16 protein-coding genes and 1 tRNA gene are annotated in these 13958 nt (G+C 55.8%); 10 read left to right on the forward strand and 7 right to left on the reverse strand.

Going from position 1 to position 13958, the window contains the following annotated elements:
• Positions 1 to 41: 41 nt before the first annotated feature.
• Complete coding sequence (locus TW80_RS09085; protein WP_045996891.1) at positions 42 to 1094, reverse strand: TRAP transporter substrate-binding protein; 1053 nt, start codon at positions 1092 to 1094, stop codon at positions 42 to 44.
• A 136-nt stretch (positions 1095 to 1230) separates the two neighbouring features.
• Positions 1231 to 2709: an FAD-binding oxidoreductase gene (locus tag TW80_RS09090; RefSeq protein WP_084625737.1), complete on the reverse strand. Its 1479-nt coding sequence runs from the start codon at positions 2707 to 2709 to the stop codon at positions 1231 to 1233.
• Positions 2710 to 2868: 159 nt separating this feature from the next.
• Between TW80_RS09090 and TW80_RS09095 the strand changes: the two genes are divergently transcribed.
• Positions 2869 to 3555, forward strand: coding sequence for a GntR family transcriptional regulator (locus TW80_RS09095; RefSeq protein ID WP_052700934.1), 687 nt, complete (start codon positions 2869 to 2871; stop codon positions 3553 to 3555).
• Positions 3556 to 3573: 18 nt separating this feature from the next.
• Here the strand turns inward: TW80_RS09095 and TW80_RS09100 are convergent, their stop codons facing one another.
• Positions 3574 to 4035 carry an Lrp/AsnC family transcriptional regulator gene (locus tag TW80_RS09100; protein WP_239450506.1) on the reverse strand — a complete coding sequence of 154 codons (462 nt, stop codon included), beginning with the start codon at positions 4033 to 4035 and terminating at the stop codon, positions 3574 to 3576.
• A 161-nt stretch (positions 4036 to 4196) separates the two neighbouring features.
• On the opposite strand from TW80_RS09100, the gene hppD reads away from it, so the two are divergent.
• The 5 genes from hppD to maiA all read left to right on the forward strand — a co-directional run bounded on the left by hppD (position 4197) and on the right by maiA (position 9040).
• Positions 4197 to 5309, forward strand: a complete 1113-nt coding sequence (gene hppD, locus TW80_RS09105; RefSeq protein WP_045996893.1) for a 4-hydroxyphenylpyruvate dioxygenase — start codon at positions 4197 to 4199, stop codon at positions 5307 to 5309.
• Between the two features lie 43 nt (positions 5310 to 5352).
• A complete protein-coding gene (locus tag TW80_RS09110; protein ID WP_045996894.1) occupies positions 5353 to 5736 on the forward strand; it encodes a Rieske (2Fe-2S) protein in 384 nt (127 codons plus the stop codon).
• Positions 5733 to 7085 (forward strand): homogentisate 1,2-dioxygenase, encoded by a 1353-nt coding sequence (hmgA, locus tag TW80_RS09115; RefSeq protein WP_045996895.1) that lies wholly within the window; start codon positions 5733 to 5735, stop codon positions 7083 to 7085. Before TW80_RS09110 ends, hmgA begins: the two co-directional genes overlap by 4 nt.
• 66 nt (positions 7086 to 7151) lie before the next feature.
• Positions 7152 to 8399 (forward strand): fumarylacetoacetase, encoded by a 1248-nt coding sequence (fahA, locus tag TW80_RS09120; protein WP_045996896.1) that lies wholly within the window; start codon positions 7152 to 7154, stop codon positions 8397 to 8399.
• Entirely contained in the window at positions 8396 to 9040 is a 645-nt protein-coding gene (gene maiA / locus TW80_RS09125) for a maleylacetoacetate isomerase (protein WP_045996897.1), read from the forward strand. The genes fahA and maiA overlap by 4 nt, the downstream gene beginning before the upstream one ends.
• A 604-nt stretch (positions 9041 to 9644) precedes the next feature.
• Here the strand turns inward: maiA and TW80_RS09135 are convergent.
• Positions 9645 to 10163, reverse strand: coding sequence for an HD domain-containing protein (locus TW80_RS09135; RefSeq protein WP_045996898.1), 519 nt, complete (start codon positions 10161 to 10163; stop codon positions 9645 to 9647).
• A gap of 533 nt (positions 10164 to 10696) precedes the next feature.
• Here TW80_RS09135 and TW80_RS09145 point away from each other — a divergent pair.
• The gene (locus TW80_RS09145) at positions 10697 to 10888 is read left to right on the forward strand and encodes a hypothetical protein (protein WP_045996900.1); all 192 of its coding nucleotides are present in this window, start codon (positions 10697 to 10699) and stop codon (positions 10886 to 10888) included.
• A gap of 577 nt (positions 10889 to 11465) precedes the next feature.
• On the opposite strand, the gene TW80_RS09150 is transcribed toward TW80_RS09145, so the two are convergent.
• Together TW80_RS09150 and TW80_RS09155 are read right to left on the reverse strand one after the other, a co-directional pair.
• Positions 11466 to 11735, reverse strand: a complete 270-nt coding sequence (locus TW80_RS09150; RefSeq protein ID WP_045996901.1) for a hypothetical protein — start codon at positions 11733 to 11735, stop codon at positions 11466 to 11468.
• Positions 11736 to 11740: 5 nt separating this feature from the next.
• Positions 11741 to 12154 carry a helix-turn-helix domain-containing protein gene (locus TW80_RS09155; protein ID WP_045996902.1) on the reverse strand — a complete coding sequence of 138 codons (414 nt, stop codon included), beginning with the start codon at positions 12152 to 12154 and terminating at the stop codon, positions 11741 to 11743.
• A 112-nt stretch (positions 12155 to 12266) separates the two neighbouring features.
• Here TW80_RS09155 and TW80_RS09160 point away from each other — a divergent pair, with 112 nt between their 5' ends.
• The 3 genes from TW80_RS09160 to TW80_RS09170 are packed head-to-tail and all read left to right on the forward strand — an operon-like array spanning position 12267 to position 13692.
• Positions 12267 to 12482, forward strand: a complete 216-nt coding sequence (locus TW80_RS09160; protein ID WP_045996903.1) for a helix-turn-helix domain-containing protein — start codon at positions 12267 to 12269, stop codon at positions 12480 to 12482.
• Positions 12473 to 12661 (forward strand): hypothetical protein, encoded by a 189-nt coding sequence (locus tag TW80_RS09165; protein WP_045996904.1) that lies wholly within the window; start codon positions 12473 to 12475, stop codon positions 12659 to 12661. Before TW80_RS09160 ends, TW80_RS09165 begins: the two co-directional genes overlap by 10 nt.
• Positions 12661 to 13692 (forward strand): site-specific integrase, encoded by a 1032-nt coding sequence (locus TW80_RS09170; protein ID WP_045996905.1) that lies wholly within the window; start codon positions 12661 to 12663, stop codon positions 13690 to 13692. Before TW80_RS09165 ends, TW80_RS09170 begins: the two co-directional genes overlap by 1 nt.
• Before the next feature lie 68 nt (positions 13693 to 13760).
• Here the strand turns inward: TW80_RS09170 and TW80_RS09175 are convergent.
• Positions 13761 to 13834: transfer RNA gene (locus tag TW80_RS09175), tRNA-Cys, on the reverse strand.
• Between the last annotated feature and the right edge of the window lie 124 nt (positions 13835 to 13958).

Raw genomic sequence — 13958 nt, forward strand, 5'->3', positions numbered from 1 at the left:
GGCCAGACGACGGTCCAGTTCGTCGACCGTTGTTTCATGCCTCAGCCCCCCTGATCTAGCAGCGCGTTAACGCGGGCCAAAATCGCTGCGCCGTCGTGGCCTGCCTCATTCAGGCGGGTGATCCATGATGCGTAAACCGGTTCGGCCGCCTCTTTCCAACGGGCGATTTCCGCAGCGTCGATTTGGGCGATCTCGTTCCCATGGTCGGCAACCATCTGCCGCCCTGCAGTTTCGAACCGTGACTCTGTAACCTGACCGATGTGACGCGACAGTTCCCGTCCCGAATTTTCGTCGATCACACGCCGCAGGTCGTCTGAGAGGGACTCATAGCTGCGCTGGTTCATCAGCAACGCGTTGGTATTCGCGTAAAGCCCGCGCGCACCGGCCATGGCTTCGCTGGAAGCTGCGGTCAGCTCATGCAGCTTGAAGGGCGGAACGACTTCGTATGGCAGACAACATCCATCGATCACACCATTGCTCAGGCCGACAACCATCTCCGTGACCGGGAAGAAGACGGGCTCTGCCCCGAGCGCCGCCAGAAGATCACCCATTCCGGCATTGGGGCTACGGATCTTCTTTCCTTTAAGGTCCTCAGCCGTACGGATCGCCGAGCCGCGCATGTGCAGCTTGCCGCCATCATGGCTCCAGAATGCGAGTGGCTTCATGCCTGCGAATTCGTCGCCGCCAAACTCCTGCATTAGCGTATAGAGCGCGTCCGAGGTTTCCTCGGCTCCCTTGGCTAGAAATGGTAGGCCCATGGTTTCGGCGACCGGATAGCGGCCAGTGGTGTATGTCGGCAAAGCCCAGGCGATGTCGACAATGCCGGATTTCGCTTGCTCGGCCAGTTGGGGCGGTTTGCCGCCAAGCTGCATGGCCGGATAGACTTGTACGTCAATGGCACCTTGCGACGCTTCGGCCAGTCGTGCGGCCCAGGGGGCTAGCACTTCTGTGTGCATGGGGGCTACGGCAGGCAAAAAATGGTGCAGCCTCAGCGTTACTTCAGCGGCATTGGCATGTTGCACCAGTGCTGGTGTGGCCAATGCAGCACCTAGCACTGCTAGAACTGTGCGGCGTGTGGGTTTCGGTTCGAACATAAGATCCTCCCTGATCTGGTTCGGGTTATGCGATCGCCTTTTGTTAGGAGCGGTCGCGGGGATTTTGGCACACGCCATCCGCTGCACCGCGAAGCGGGCCCGGGCAGGTCAAATGCATGCGAGGATAGGTGCGGCGTCAGGCGTGTGGATCGGGCAGCAGTTTGCCGGGATTGAAGATGCCCTCCGGATCCAGCGCGGACTTGATCGCGCGCAGGGCCGCAAGCTGAGCGGGTTGCTTGTGATACCGCATGGCGTCGAGCTTATCCTGCCCGATGCCATGTTCGGCCGAGAATGCTCCTCCTAGTTCGGTGAGCACATCAAGGATCACCGTTCGTGCCGCATCCAATGGCAGCGCGTTCCAGTCATGCCCGGGAGCAGCAGTTAGCGCGTAGTGCAGGTTTCCGTCCCCCAAGTGACCGACCGTGACGTGGACAAAGCCGATTTGCTGCATGACAGGATCGACACGGCTAAGGAACTCCGCGATGCGCGACAAAGGCAGCGAGATGTCGAAGGGATATACAGGACCGTGGTGCATCATCGCCTCCAGGACGGATTCGCGCAGTCGCCATAAGTCTAATCGCTGCTGTTCTGACTGAGCGATCATGGCGTCTGTCACGAACCCTTCGTCCATCAATGTTCCGAGAGCATCCAACACTGCTGAGTGCAACACGGGGCTGCCATCGGTATCCAGCGCTGCATCCGATACGCGGCTAGATGCGAGTTCAAAAAAAATGCCGTTCGGGGCGGGGCTTTCAAGCGGCGGACGTATGTCGGGAAACGCCTGGCAAATCATCTCGGTCGCGCGATCCGACATAAATTCAAAGGCTTCGGCCGCGCCGCCCGTGCAATCTTGCATTCGGTTCAGCACCTCTGCCGCTGTGTCCAGCTGAGCCAGCGCCATGAAGCCCGCGACGCGCACGCGCGGTTCAGGAGCAAGTCGGAAAACTGCCGCCGTGATGATGCCTAGCGTTCCTTCGGAGCCTATCAAGAGATGCCGAAGATCGTAACCAGTGTTGTTTTTGCGTAGGCCTCCAAGGTCTGAAACGATCGATCCATCGGCCAGCACGGCTTCGATCCCGAGACACAGTTCACGGGTGTTCCCGTAACGAAGCACGTTCGACCCTCCGGCATTAGTCGCCAGCGCGCCACCGATCATGCAGCTGCCCTGAGCACCGAAGGTCAAAGGAAAAACCAGCCCTTTGTCGCGCGCTGCAGCCTGCGCACTCTGAAGGACGACGCCTGCCTCGACCGTAAGCGTGCGTGCATTGGTGTCGATACGTCGGATCGTGGCCATACCGTCGAGGGACAAGATAACGCACGGTTGCCCTACAACGGGAAGCGCCCCGCCACACAGTCCGGTTCGTCCGCCCTGGGGAACCACTGCAATGCTATGTTCGGCACACAGGCGTACAACTGCAGCCACTTCAGTGGTCGATCTAGGGCGCAGGACAGCATGCGGGCGATCTTGCGTCGAGGGAATGAAACGTCCCGTCCAGTCTTCCAGATAAGGATCCATAGACGTGCCGGTCAGCACGCGTTCCTCACCAAGAAGTGCTCGGCAAGCGTCAAGAAGGCAATCCCCTGTCCGAACACGGATTTCGTTGTCGATCTTCAAGGTGTCCTCCGTCTATTGCCGGTCTGCGCCGCCATAATTGTATCTACCATGGTAGATTCGATTTCAGCGGAAGATGGGCTGGCAGGGATGCCGTTGTCAACATAAATCTGCCATGGTAGATACAGGTATTAAGCGATAGCCGCCTTGAAGGTCCCACGGATGAAGCCCATCTCCCCCCCGCAGTCGTTGATGGAACTGACTGCCGATCGCATCCGTGAAGCTATCATCGTGGGTGAACTGCAGCTCGGCTCAAAGGTGTCCGAACAGCGGCTCGCGGATGCGCTGTCGATCAGCCGTTCGCCCGTACGCGAGGCGTTGGCCTTGCTTCAGATCGAAGGTTTGGTCCGGATTTTTCCGAAACGGGGCACGTTTGTCTTCACCCCCGACGAAAAGACTGTCCTTGATCTTTGTGATCACCGTGTCTGTCTTGAAAGCGCCTGCTTACAGATGGCGCTTGACCGTGCGCCCGACACTCTGCTGGGCGGAATGAGACAAGCGATGGAGGATATGCACAAAGCGATCCGAGCCAAAGACGCAGCCGCCTATGCTCTGGCGGATATGCGGTTTCACCGAGCCATCGTCACCAGCAGCGGCAACCTGTCCATGGCCAGGGTCTACGGCTCCACCATAGGTCCGCTGATGGCACTGCGCACACATCTCTTTACCGAGATGCACGCTGATAATCAGATTTCTATGGACCAGCACGCAGCTCTGCTGGCAGCCTGCGAAGCCGGTGACATCCAGCAGGGGCAAGCTATCATCGAAAGGCATGTCCGCATGCTGGCTGATCACTACCGCAGAAGCCGGGAATCTGCAGTCCAACCACCGCAATCACCGGTGACATAAGTTTCCGGACTGTCAAAGTTATTTCAATATCACGCCGCCTTGGTCCTTGAGCGTCATCAGCACTAAGTCCGACCGGACTTGGCTGACTTGTGGATGCGGCAGCAAGTGGTTGTGGATAAACTGCGCATAGGCGTCTAGGCCACGCACCCGAATGTCCAGTACGTAGTCCGAATCTCCCGAAACCGAAAAGGCTGCGCAGATTTCCGAACGCTGCTGCACGAACCGCGCAAAGTCGTTTTCGCGCTCCTGCCCGTGGCTGCGCAGATTCACACGGGTGATCGCCCGCATACCAAACCCGAGCTTTCCGGCATTCAACCGCGCGGAATAGCCCAGGATGATCTCGGCCTGCTCCAGAGCGGCGCGCCGCCGCGAAATCTGGCTTGGCGACAAAGCGACGGATTCGGATAGGGCCGCATTTGTCAAATTGCCGTCCCGCTGCAGGGCCACGAGAATCGCATGATCAAATTCATCTAGGTGCATAGTGCGCATAATTTCCAAATTTTATGCACGAACCGTGTGCAATTACTGAGATAGGCGCACAACTTTACATACACCTTGCATCCAGTCCAGTGCATTTTCTTCGTATCTTTTCGACCGCCTTTTTGAAGGCAACAGCACTGAAAAAAACGAGGACACCACCGATGGGACCATTCCCGCACGACGCACCCAAGGCCGTAATCAACGCCGCCAATCCTGCTGGCACGGACGGATTCGAATTCGTCGAATTTGCCCACCCAGAGCCGGAGAAGTTGGACCAGATATTCCGCCAGATGGGCTTTGTCCCGGTGGCCAAGCACAAGAGTAAGGCGATCACCCTCTACCGTCAGGGTGACATCACTTACTTGCTGAACGCCGAGCCGGAAACTCACGCCGCTAGCTTCGTGCGCAATCACGGGCCATGCGCTCCGGCCATGGCTTGGCGCGTTGTAGATGCGCAGGTGGCCCTGAAACGCGCGCTGGATCTGGGGGCGACTGAATACACTGGCCCTGGCAAGTCGCTGGATGTGCCGGCCGTGATCGGCATCGGCGGTTCCTTGCTGTATTTCGTCGATACCTACGGAACACTCGGCAGCTGCTACGACGCGGAATACGACTGGCTGGACGAGCATGACCCGCGTCCCGAAGGATTCGGTTTCTATTATCTCGATCACCTGACCCACAACGTGATCCGCGGCAATATGGATACGTGGTACAAGTTCTACGCCGAGACATTCAATTTCCGCGAGATCAAGTACTTTGACATCCAAGGAAAGCAGACTGGCCTAGTCAGCCGCGCCTTGACCTCGCCCGATGGGAAAATCCGCATCCCGATCAACGAAAGTACGGATGCTCACAGCCAGATCGAGGAATACCTACGCGAATACAAGGGCGAAGGTATCCAGCATATCGCAATCGCGACAGAGGACATCTACAGCGGCACCGACCGGATCGCCGAAGCCGGCATGGAATTCATGCCTGCGCCGCCGGACACCTATTACGAGATGTCTCACAAGCGCGTCAAAGACCACAATGAACCGCTGGAAAGAATGCGCAATCGCGGCATCTTGATCGACGGGGAAGGCGTGATCGACGGTGGGATGACCCGTATCCTTTTGCAGATCTTCTCGAAAACGGTGATTGGCCCGATCTTCTTTGAGTTCATCCAGCGCAAAGGGGACGACGGGTTTGGCGAGGGCAACTTCAAAGCGCTCTTTGAATCAATCGAAGAGGACCAGATCCGCCGAGGCGTCCTGAACACCGAGCCCGCGGAATGACTGGGACGGGGCCGCGTTCTCAAGCCAGCTTGGGGGCAACCTCATGAGCTGGAGAGATTATTCAACCGCGCCGCCTTCGGGAACCGTGGTCTGCGCCAGTAATGCGGTTGGCACGATACGCACCATTGTGATCGACAGCCCACGCGGTCGTTTCCCGATGATTGTTGTCCGAACTTCATCGGGTATCCGAGCCTACGTCAACGCGTGCCCCCACCAGTACTTGCCGCTTGATTATCGCGGCGACCAAGTCGTTTCGGCTTGTGGCGGCAAGCTCTTATGCACCGCGCATGGCGCCAGTTTCGACATCCTTTCCGGCTCGGTTCTGTCCGGGGCGGAATGCGGCCTCGACCCAGTGCCGGTCGTCGAATGTGACGATGAAATCAGAATCGGGACCGAGATGCCCGACAGAACGGAGGATGAAAGATGAAAGACATGACCGCCTCTTCGACGCTAACCCGCGCGCCGCATGTGACTGGCACGCACGAAGGCTATATGCCGGGGTTCGGAAACGATTTTGAGACCGAGGCGCTGCCCGGTGCGTTGCCGCAGGGCATGAACAGCCCGCAGAAATGTAACTATGGTCTTTATGGCGAACAGTTGTCTGGCACGGCCTTTACCGCGAACCCGCCAGAGCGCACGTGGACCTATCGCATTCGCCCGTCGGTCAAACATTCGGCGCGGTACACGAAGATCGATCTTCCTTACTGGAAATCCGCGCCTTGCGTTGATCCCGATGTGATCAGCCTTGGCCAGTACCGCTGGGATCCGGTCGAGGCGACCGGCGAAACCACGTGGCTGACAGGCATGCGCACCATGACGACGGCGGGCGATGTGAACACGCAGATCGGCATGGCCAGCCACATCTACCTTGTGACCGAAAGCATGGTGAACAGCTATTTCTACAGCGCCGACAGTGAATTGCTGGTGGTGCCGCAAGAGGGCCGGCTGCGGTTCTGCACCGAACTGGGTGTGATCGACCTTGCTCCTCAGGAAATCGCGATCATCCCCCGTGGTCTGGTCTATCGCGTTGAGGTGCTGGAAGGCCCGTGCCGCGGTTTTGTCTGTGAAAACTACGGGCAGAAATTCGAACTGCCCGGCCGTGGCCCGATCGGGGCGAACTGTCTTGCCAACCCCCGTGACTTCAAAGCGCCCGTTGCGGCCTATGAGGATCGCGAGGTGCCGTCGACCCTGACCATCAAGTGGTGTGGCCAGTTCCACGAAACGCAGATCGCGCAAAGCCCGCTGGACGTTGTCGCATGGCATGGCAACTACGCACCCTACAAATACGATCTGTCGACCTACTGTCCGGTGGGCGCGGTCCTGTTCGACCACCCTGATCCGTCGATCTTTACGGTTCTGACCGCGCCCAGTGGTGTGCCCGGAACGGCGAATATCGACTTTGTCCTGTTCCGCGAACGCTGGATGGTGGCGGAAAACACCTTCCGTCCGCCGTGGTACCACAAGAACATCATGTCCGAGCTGATGGGCAACATCTACGGCCAGTACGATGCCAAACCGCAGGGCTTTGTCCCCGGTGGTATGAGCCTGCACAACATGATGCTGCCGCATGGTCCCGACCGGAACGCCTTTGAAGGTGCGTCGAATGCCGAACTGAAAGCCGAAAAGCTGGACAACACGATGTCCTTCATGTTCGAGACACGCTTCCCCCAGCACCTGACCAAATTCGCCGCGAAAGAGGCACCCTTGCAGGACGACTACATCGACTGTTGGGACAGCCTTGAGAAGAAATTCGACGGGACGCCGGGCAAAAAGTGATCCGTGCGGGGGCAGCCCCCCGCACACCCCAAAATATCTGGACTAAAAAGAAATACGAGGCGCACGATGCCGTTGATGACATCTTGGGTCGAGGCAGCAAATGCCCCCGACTGTGATTTTCCGCTCAATAACCTGCCATATGGCGTATTCGACGATGGGAGCGGTGCCCGAATGGGTGTCGCCATCGGCGACTGTGTGCTCGATGTGGCGCGCGTGGACCACGGGCTGGACCCTGACCTGTTCTCCGCACCGACATGGAACAGTGTCATGGCGTCCGGCCCCGCGACGTGGGATGCCCTGCGCGCTCGCCTAATGGTGCTGCTTGGCGATCCTGCGTACGGGGCGGCAGTTTCTCCGCACCTCGTGGCCCAGTCCGATGTGCGCTTGCTAATGCCTTTTACCGTTACGGAATACACTGATTTCTACGCGTCGAAGCACCATGCAACCAATGTTGGCACAATGTTTCGCGGACCTGAAAATGCCTTGCCGCCGAATTGGTTGTCCATTCCCATCGGCTACAACGGTCGGGCCTCTTCCGTAGTCGTTTCTGGCACGCCGGTTCATCGCCCCTGGGGGCAAGTAAAGCGCCCCGATGAGGCCCTGCCGCAGTTCGCTCCATCGGCTCGGTTCGACTTGGAGCTTGAGTTGGGAGCTATCGTCGGAGGACCCTCCAGCGGGATGGTATCAGTGGCAGAGGCCGACGAAATGATCTTTGGCTATGTGTTGCTGAATGATTGGTCGGCGCGTGACATCCAAGCTTGGGAATACCAACCTCTGGGTCCGTTCCAAGCCAAGGCGACGGCTACGACGATCAGCCCTTGGATCGTGACCCGCGCGGCGCTGGAACCCTTTCGAACCACCTCGCCGGAACGCGATCGCCCGCTCCTTCCGTACCTACATGAACCCGGACCGATGCTGTATGATATCGAGCTGAGCGTCGGGCTTGCGCCACAGGGTGCTTCCGAGACGATTATCTGTCGCACCAACTATGGGCAGATGTACTACTCGGCCGCTCAACAGCTGTGCCATCACACGACCAGCGGATGCTCCATGCGAACAGGCGACCTTTTGGGATCCGGTACGATCTCGGGTCCGGACAAGGACAGCCGGGGATCGCTTCTCGAAATGTCTTGGGGAGGCAAAGAACCCGTCGAGGTCGCTGGCGGACAACGTTGCTTCCTCGAAGATGGAGATACCCTTACGCTTTATGGAGCTGCGTGCGGGGATGGATACCGGATCGGTTTCGGAACGTGCAGCGGCACCGTGCAGCCCGCTATTACTCTGCCCGATTGGGCTTCCGAGGCTACGTCATGAGCTCAAGTGAGATCATCTTGTACGACTACTGGCGCTCAACTGCCAGTTGGCGGGTGCGGATCGCGCTGAACTTGTCAGGCCTTCGCTGGCGTAGCTGCCCAGTCGACCTGTTGTCTGGAAAACAGTCTGGCGAGACCCATCTCGCGCGCAACCCGCAGGGACTTGTTCCGGTGCTCGATATTGACGGCCACCGCTTGACACAATCCCTTGCCATCCTCGACTACCTCGAAGAGACGGGGCGGGTGTCTTTAGTTCCAGCAGAGCCTGCTCGGGCGGCTAGGATGCGTGCGATCAGCATGGCTATTGCCTGTGATCTGCACCCCGTTTGCAACCTACGTGTCGCGACCCATGCAGTGGCCCTGACGGGGCGCGAAGAGACGCGCGCAGAGTGGATGCGACACTTCATTCGAACTGGTCTCGAAGCAGTCGAACGCATGCTCGATCCGGAAGGTCCCTTCTGCATGGGCGCGTCACTGACCCAAGCTGATCTGTGCCTTGTTCCCCAACTTTACAATGCCACCCGTTGGAGCGTTCCTGTCGACGACTTGCAAAGGATACAGCGCGTGGCCCGAAGCTGCGAAATCATTGATGCCTTCCGCGGCCCCGCGCGCGATCCTGATAATCACGCGCCCCTCGGATAAAATTTGCGCTCGTTTCGACATCATCACCAACAGCAAGCATGGAGTCCCCTGTATAGAGGTACATTTGCAGATGAGTGGCTAAATGGTCTTTATTCTGAAGAAATGTCGTCGATTTCGGACTACATGCGGTGCATGTCAAAGTTTCGCGAGGTCATGGGACCACACATCGTCTCATTGTTAAATGAGGGAAATTCGGTCGTTTTGGACTTCCAAGCAAACACGGTTGCGTCGCGTGATTGGAATCCACAGGTGACCACCCTAACAAAAACCTATAAAAACCGCCACCTCGTCGCAGCGCTTACCAATCAATCGAGCTAAAAATGACCCATACCGTGAATGTCCGCTTCGACGCTCAGCCGATCATAATTCGCACGCGCAGCGAATGTCCCCTTTCCGCCCTTTTCAGCCCGACGCCACTAACGGCCCAAAGCTGTCGTTGAATCCCGATTAGCTGCTTGGGCTTGGAACAAGCCGGACGCTGCTGCGCGCCGATCAGTGGACCGCCGGTCCCCCCTTCAACCCCTAATTACCACGGCCAAATGGATCATCGTTATCGGCTGTGGGAACAACCTGCTCCATCTTTTTGGACATAGCCTATTGTAAATCAAATGCTTCGAGATAGGCGTTCATCTCCGGCGGCGGCGATTTCTTCGAAGCAGCTATCGAAGGTTTGAAACAATCCCCATCGATCAGTTTGCAGCCGGGCGGCGACGTCATCGATAACTTGTAGCTCCAGGTCGGCTGCTCGTGAGCCTTTCCATAATGTGTCAGCAAGCGCGACAATAAGTTCTTCGAACGATGCACCCATGCTGGCGTATTGTGCGTGGCTGAGGCAGCACCGAGCAATCTTTGCCTCAACACCATGTTCTAGAAGTAATTTTTCGCCCGCTGCTTCATGCAGGTTACCACCTTTCTCAAGCTCGCTGGGATGAACGATTTTACCCGCATCATGTACGGCAATGCCGATTTGAATGAAGCGTTTATCGTACTGAACCCCAAGGTCATCAAGCTTTGAATTGACTTCATCACCGACCTCCCCAACCAGTTCGAGGTGTTTTATCAAACGTGGTGGTGCGCCCAATCGTTCGAGCAAGTTGAAAGCGTCTTCCGTAGATTTCAGCATGACGACCTCCGAACGATATAATCAAATATTTATATAGGGTTACCTTCTGTAGCATTCAAGTAAGCATCGATCTCTCTGGGCTCAGTTACGCCAAACGCGGACGCACCGGAAACGGGCGGTGCGCCAACCGCGTCCGACCCTAAGGAAAGAAGGTTGAGGGCGCGACCCTCCCCCTCGAGCAACCCAATTAGACCGGGCCGGGTCCTCGGCTGCGCCTGCGGGCCGCACCAACCCTGTCGAATTGCATTGCCTCGCCCCCACCCGCGTTCGCCACGTGGCAGATTTGCAGGAGCAGGCGGCTTCGCCGTCTGACCTTCAAATAGCCTCTGATTTTCCAATCGGAGAGCGGGATCAAGCGAAACAACCAGATGAATGAAAGATAGGGTTTCGTGAGGGTTGACCTTAAAGAGCTTGGACCTTGTGATGAAACCTGTTTCGCGTGTAAATTGGTACCCAATCGGCCATGCCCTCACCTGCGTTTTGTTAAGCGCGTTGTTTGCAACTGGTCTGACAGCCTTTGGAGGTGGTTTCCAATGACGAAAAAAGGCGGCAACCCAAGGCCTGCTAAGGGCACGAGCTTGATGGACCGCCTCGCGCCAATTCTTGCGGTGGCCGACGAGCTTGGCCACCGCAACCAAGATATTGACAGAAAAGCGCTATCCGACTGGATTTGTTGTGATAACGAGCCTTTGACCGCAGACACTGAAGCAGTGTCTGACACGTGAAGCGATCATCTGACTCCGGTAACGAACTTGACTTCGGCGTAGACTCAACTTGATGAGAATGGCGCCTCATCTTCCCAAAACTATCCTCGGGGGAGCGCCGCAGGCGCGGGGGCAGAAAGCCCCCCATCACGGCCTAGTCCAACCGCTCAGCGATCCAGCGCTTAATCAGTGATTGTCGCCTAACACCAAGCTGTTTCGCCTGTTGATCTCGGTACTTCACCAATCGCCTCTTCTAGTTGCTTGCAAGTTAGCTTGGAGATGTCTGTCGAAAGAACTTTTGCGTCAGGAAAGTTGTGTTTGTAGGTCTTAAGCGCACTCTCATCATAGTCGATACCGGCGAGCACATTCATACCAGCCTAGGCTAAACCAGCGCTGGTGCCACCGCAACCACGAAAGAAATCGATAACGGATGTCTGCAAGTGATGCCTCTTTTAGTCTCTTTGGTCCTGTACCGATGCCATTTGTACTGTACGAGGTGCCGTTGATTTTTTCAATTTCAACATGCCTTTAAGTTGAAACTTCGAATTTCCGAGATTTCCCAACAACCCAGCAGGTCAAATCGATGCTATGTCACGATCTAGCTTTCGTCTTTGCGATGTAGTGTGCAGATGACTTCTTGGCTTAGTAGTTTCAGGTTTCGGACTTTCAATGCTGCAAAAGCAGATACACAGAAAGCAGCTATAAGGATGGGCTGAACTTCGGGGAAAGGCATCGTCCACACCAGTCCAATAGCGGACGCAATCATCAATATAGTCAATGAGAAGAAACTTTTCTTCGCCAATCGCTGCAGACGCCATGAGGCTTCTAGCTGCAGGGTGAGCTTGGGGTTTGGTGCAAATTGGTTCATTTTTACTACTCAAAATCTTGACGGGAAATTGCCTTCGTATCCTCAAGGGATAAACAAGCGCCTTGTTGTAGGCTCAGTTTGACTACTAGTTGCAGAAACTCAGAAGCTTTCTCTTTGCTGTTATTGAGGGCTTCAGGCGAAAGCGTTTGTAAGCCCGCTAAGATCGCCTGTTTCACAACCCTCATATCAGTTTCGCTGAGACTGGTTCGCCGTCCAGTCAGCACCCACATGGGGCTATGCCCCATAAGGTCATAAAGCTTGGTTAGCACTGCAGTCGTGACTTCTCGCTGCCCACTTTCGTAGGCTCGATAAGACCTGTACGAAACACCGATTGTTTCAGCAAACTCTTGCTGATTCAGACCAGTTTTGTTTCGGAGCTCCTTAAGGCGAGCCCCTATTTCCACATTTTCGCTAGACATCTTGCAGTCTTTGGCCTTATTTGGTCTTAAGTGGCCATATTTGGCCTAAATATACACTGAAACGACATAATAGTCACCGAATGTATACCATTGATCTTGCGAAAGGGAAGACATGAGCGAAGCCCTGTTGGAAACAAAAGACGTTGCGAAGCGGCTGAGTATCTCAGTCCGAAGAGTGCGAAAGTTGCTGGCCTCTGAACAGCTACGCCACGTGCGTATCGGTAGGCAGTTTCTTGTTCCTGAGCGCGCTGTTGTAGAATTCCTAGATGCGCACATGGTGCAATCTAAGCTCGAGGATAACGATGCAGGGCAGCGCAAATGCCTGTAGTTCAATCTCATTCTAAGGCGAAGCAAGTTGTGTCTCTGCTGATTGCAGAGGCCAGAAAAGCAGGTTGGTTACATGCAAGATTTGAAATTCGTCCAGACGGAAGCGTGACCGTCGAGGCGGGCATGGGGGAGTATGTCGGAGCGGATGATTTCTTTGTCGAAGATTTGCGGATGAAATAATGACACGCTCAGCATTACCCAAATACGTCTATTCGGATCGCGGTTATTTGCGGTTTATTCGCCGGTCTCGAGGGCAGTCAGTAATGATGAAAGAGGCTTTCGGATCCGCTGAATTTTGGGAGCACTACAACAAATTGGTGAATGGAGCTCCTTCAGTCAGTTCTGGGCGTCGAACATTCGAAAACCTCATCCTAAGCTATTATAAGAGCAAGAAATTTGAAAAATTAAAGCCCCGAACCAAACAAGACTACAGGACCTATATCGGTCATATCCGGGAAATTTGGGGGGAAAAAGACCCAGCAAAGATCGAGACCAAGCATATTTATGGTTTGCAACAAGCAAATGCTGACAAGTGGAGGCGAGCTAACTACCTAGTGCAGGTAATGGTGGTCCTCATGAACCACGCCCGCTTGATTGGATTCCTGCCACGTGATCAATCCAACCCCGCTCACGGCATACCTCTTCTTGAGCAGGCGGGGGATGGTTGGGAACCGTGGCCTGATGAGTTGCGGGAAGAATTCGAGCAAAAAGCGACGCCACGGGCCAGACTTCTATACGAATTGAGCATTGGCCTTGGTCAAAGAATTGGAGACACGCGTAAAATCCGGTGGTCTGACATCCAAGATGGTGCTTGGGATTTCAATCAAGGCAAGACAGATAAGCCACTTTGGATACCTTTGACCAAGAGGCTGCAAGATTTCTTATCAGAGGTTCCGAAGGCTGGACGTACCGTGCTCACAAATCGCTCCGGAGGCCCCGCATCTTACCGTTCTTTGGCTGGAGAAATGAGGGACGTGAAGGCTGGGTTGGAATTTGACCGAGCCCAAGAATATGTGACTCACGGACTTCGAAAGAATGCAACCATCGAGCTCTATCTAGCTGGTTGTGACGACGAGATGGTCAAAGCGGTTACAGGGCATTCTGGTGTGGAAATGCTTAAAAAGTATGGTGGTCAAGTTCGCCAGCGAGAGCTGGCAAGGCGTGCACAGAGTGCTCGTAATTCAAAAGAACAAGACGGGACCGAAACGTGAAAGTTTCAACGGTTGTTTCAAAAGCGGCAGTGAAGGAGCAGGAAAATGACGCAAGTCATTGATTTTATTGGAGGCGAGTACCGGAATCGAACCGGTGTACACGGATTTGCAATCCGCTGCGTCACCACTCCGCCAACTCGCCATCCGTGGTGTGCGCTGTGGTTAGGCTGATGGGACGTGGTCGTCAAGGGGATTTGCGAGCTGTTGCGCTTTGGCTGTCGACTTTTTTGCATCCGGTCGGCGCGTGCGTGCCGCGCATGGTTTCC

Source organism: Loktanella sp. S4079, assembly GCF_000967725.1.
In the GTDB taxonomy this organism is placed as follows: Bacteria; Pseudomonadota; Alphaproteobacteria; order Rhodobacterales; family Rhodobacteraceae; genus Yoonia.

What these genes read in the sequence shown, in the direction of transcription:
- TW80_RS09150 (WP_045996901.1), bottom strand. Translation starts at nt 11,735, where the DNA reads ATGAACCAATTTGCACCAAACCCCAAGCTCACCCTGCAGCTAGAAGCC.
- TW80_RS09165 (WP_045996904.1), top strand. Translation starts at nt 12,473, where the DNA reads ATGCCTGTAGTTCAATCTCATTCTAAGGCGAAGCAAGTTGTGTCTCTG.
- TW80_RS09160 (WP_045996903.1), top strand. Translation starts at nt 12,267, where the DNA reads ATGAGCGAAGCCCTGTTGGAAACAAAAGACGTTGCGAAGCGGCTGAGT.
- fahA (WP_045996896.1), top strand. Translation starts at nt 7,152, where the DNA reads ATGCCGTTGATGACATCTTGGGTCGAGGCAGCAAATGCCCCCGACTGT.
- TW80_RS09145 (WP_045996900.1), top strand. Translation starts at nt 10,697, where the DNA reads ATGACGAAAAAAGGCGGCAACCCAAGGCCTGCTAAGGGCACGAGCTTG.
- hppD (WP_045996893.1), top strand. Translation starts at nt 4,197, where the DNA reads ATGGGACCATTCCCGCACGACGCACCCAAGGCCGTAATCAACGCCGCC.
- hmgA (WP_045996895.1), top strand. Translation starts at nt 5,733, where the DNA reads ATGAAAGACATGACCGCCTCTTCGACGCTAACCCGCGCGCCGCATGTG.
- TW80_RS09170 (WP_045996905.1), top strand. Translation starts at nt 12,661, where the DNA reads ATGACACGCTCAGCATTACCCAAATACGTCTATTCGGATCGCGGTTAT.
- TW80_RS09095 (WP_052700934.1), top strand. Translation starts at nt 2,869, where the DNA reads ATGAAGCCCATCTCCCCCCCGCAGTCGTTGATGGAACTGACTGCCGAT.
- TW80_RS09100 (WP_239450506.1), bottom strand. Translation starts at nt 4,035, where the DNA reads ATGCACCTAGATGAATTTGATCATGCGATTCTCGTGGCCCTGCAGCGG.
- TW80_RS09085 (WP_045996891.1), bottom strand. Translation starts at nt 1,094, where the DNA reads ATGTTCGAACCGAAACCCACACGCCGCACAGTTCTAGCAGTGCTAGGT.
- maiA (WP_045996897.1), top strand. Translation starts at nt 8,396, where the DNA reads ATGAGCTCAAGTGAGATCATCTTGTACGACTACTGGCGCTCAACTGCC.
- TW80_RS09135 (WP_045996898.1), bottom strand. Translation starts at nt 10,163, where the DNA reads ATGCTGAAATCTACGGAAGACGCTTTCAACTTGCTCGAACGATTGGGC.
- TW80_RS09110 (WP_045996894.1), top strand. Translation starts at nt 5,353, where the DNA reads ATGAGCTGGAGAGATTATTCAACCGCGCCGCCTTCGGGAACCGTGGTC.
- TW80_RS09155 (WP_045996902.1), bottom strand. Translation starts at nt 12,154, where the DNA reads ATGTCTAGCGAAAATGTGGAAATAGGGGCTCGCCTTAAGGAGCTCCGA.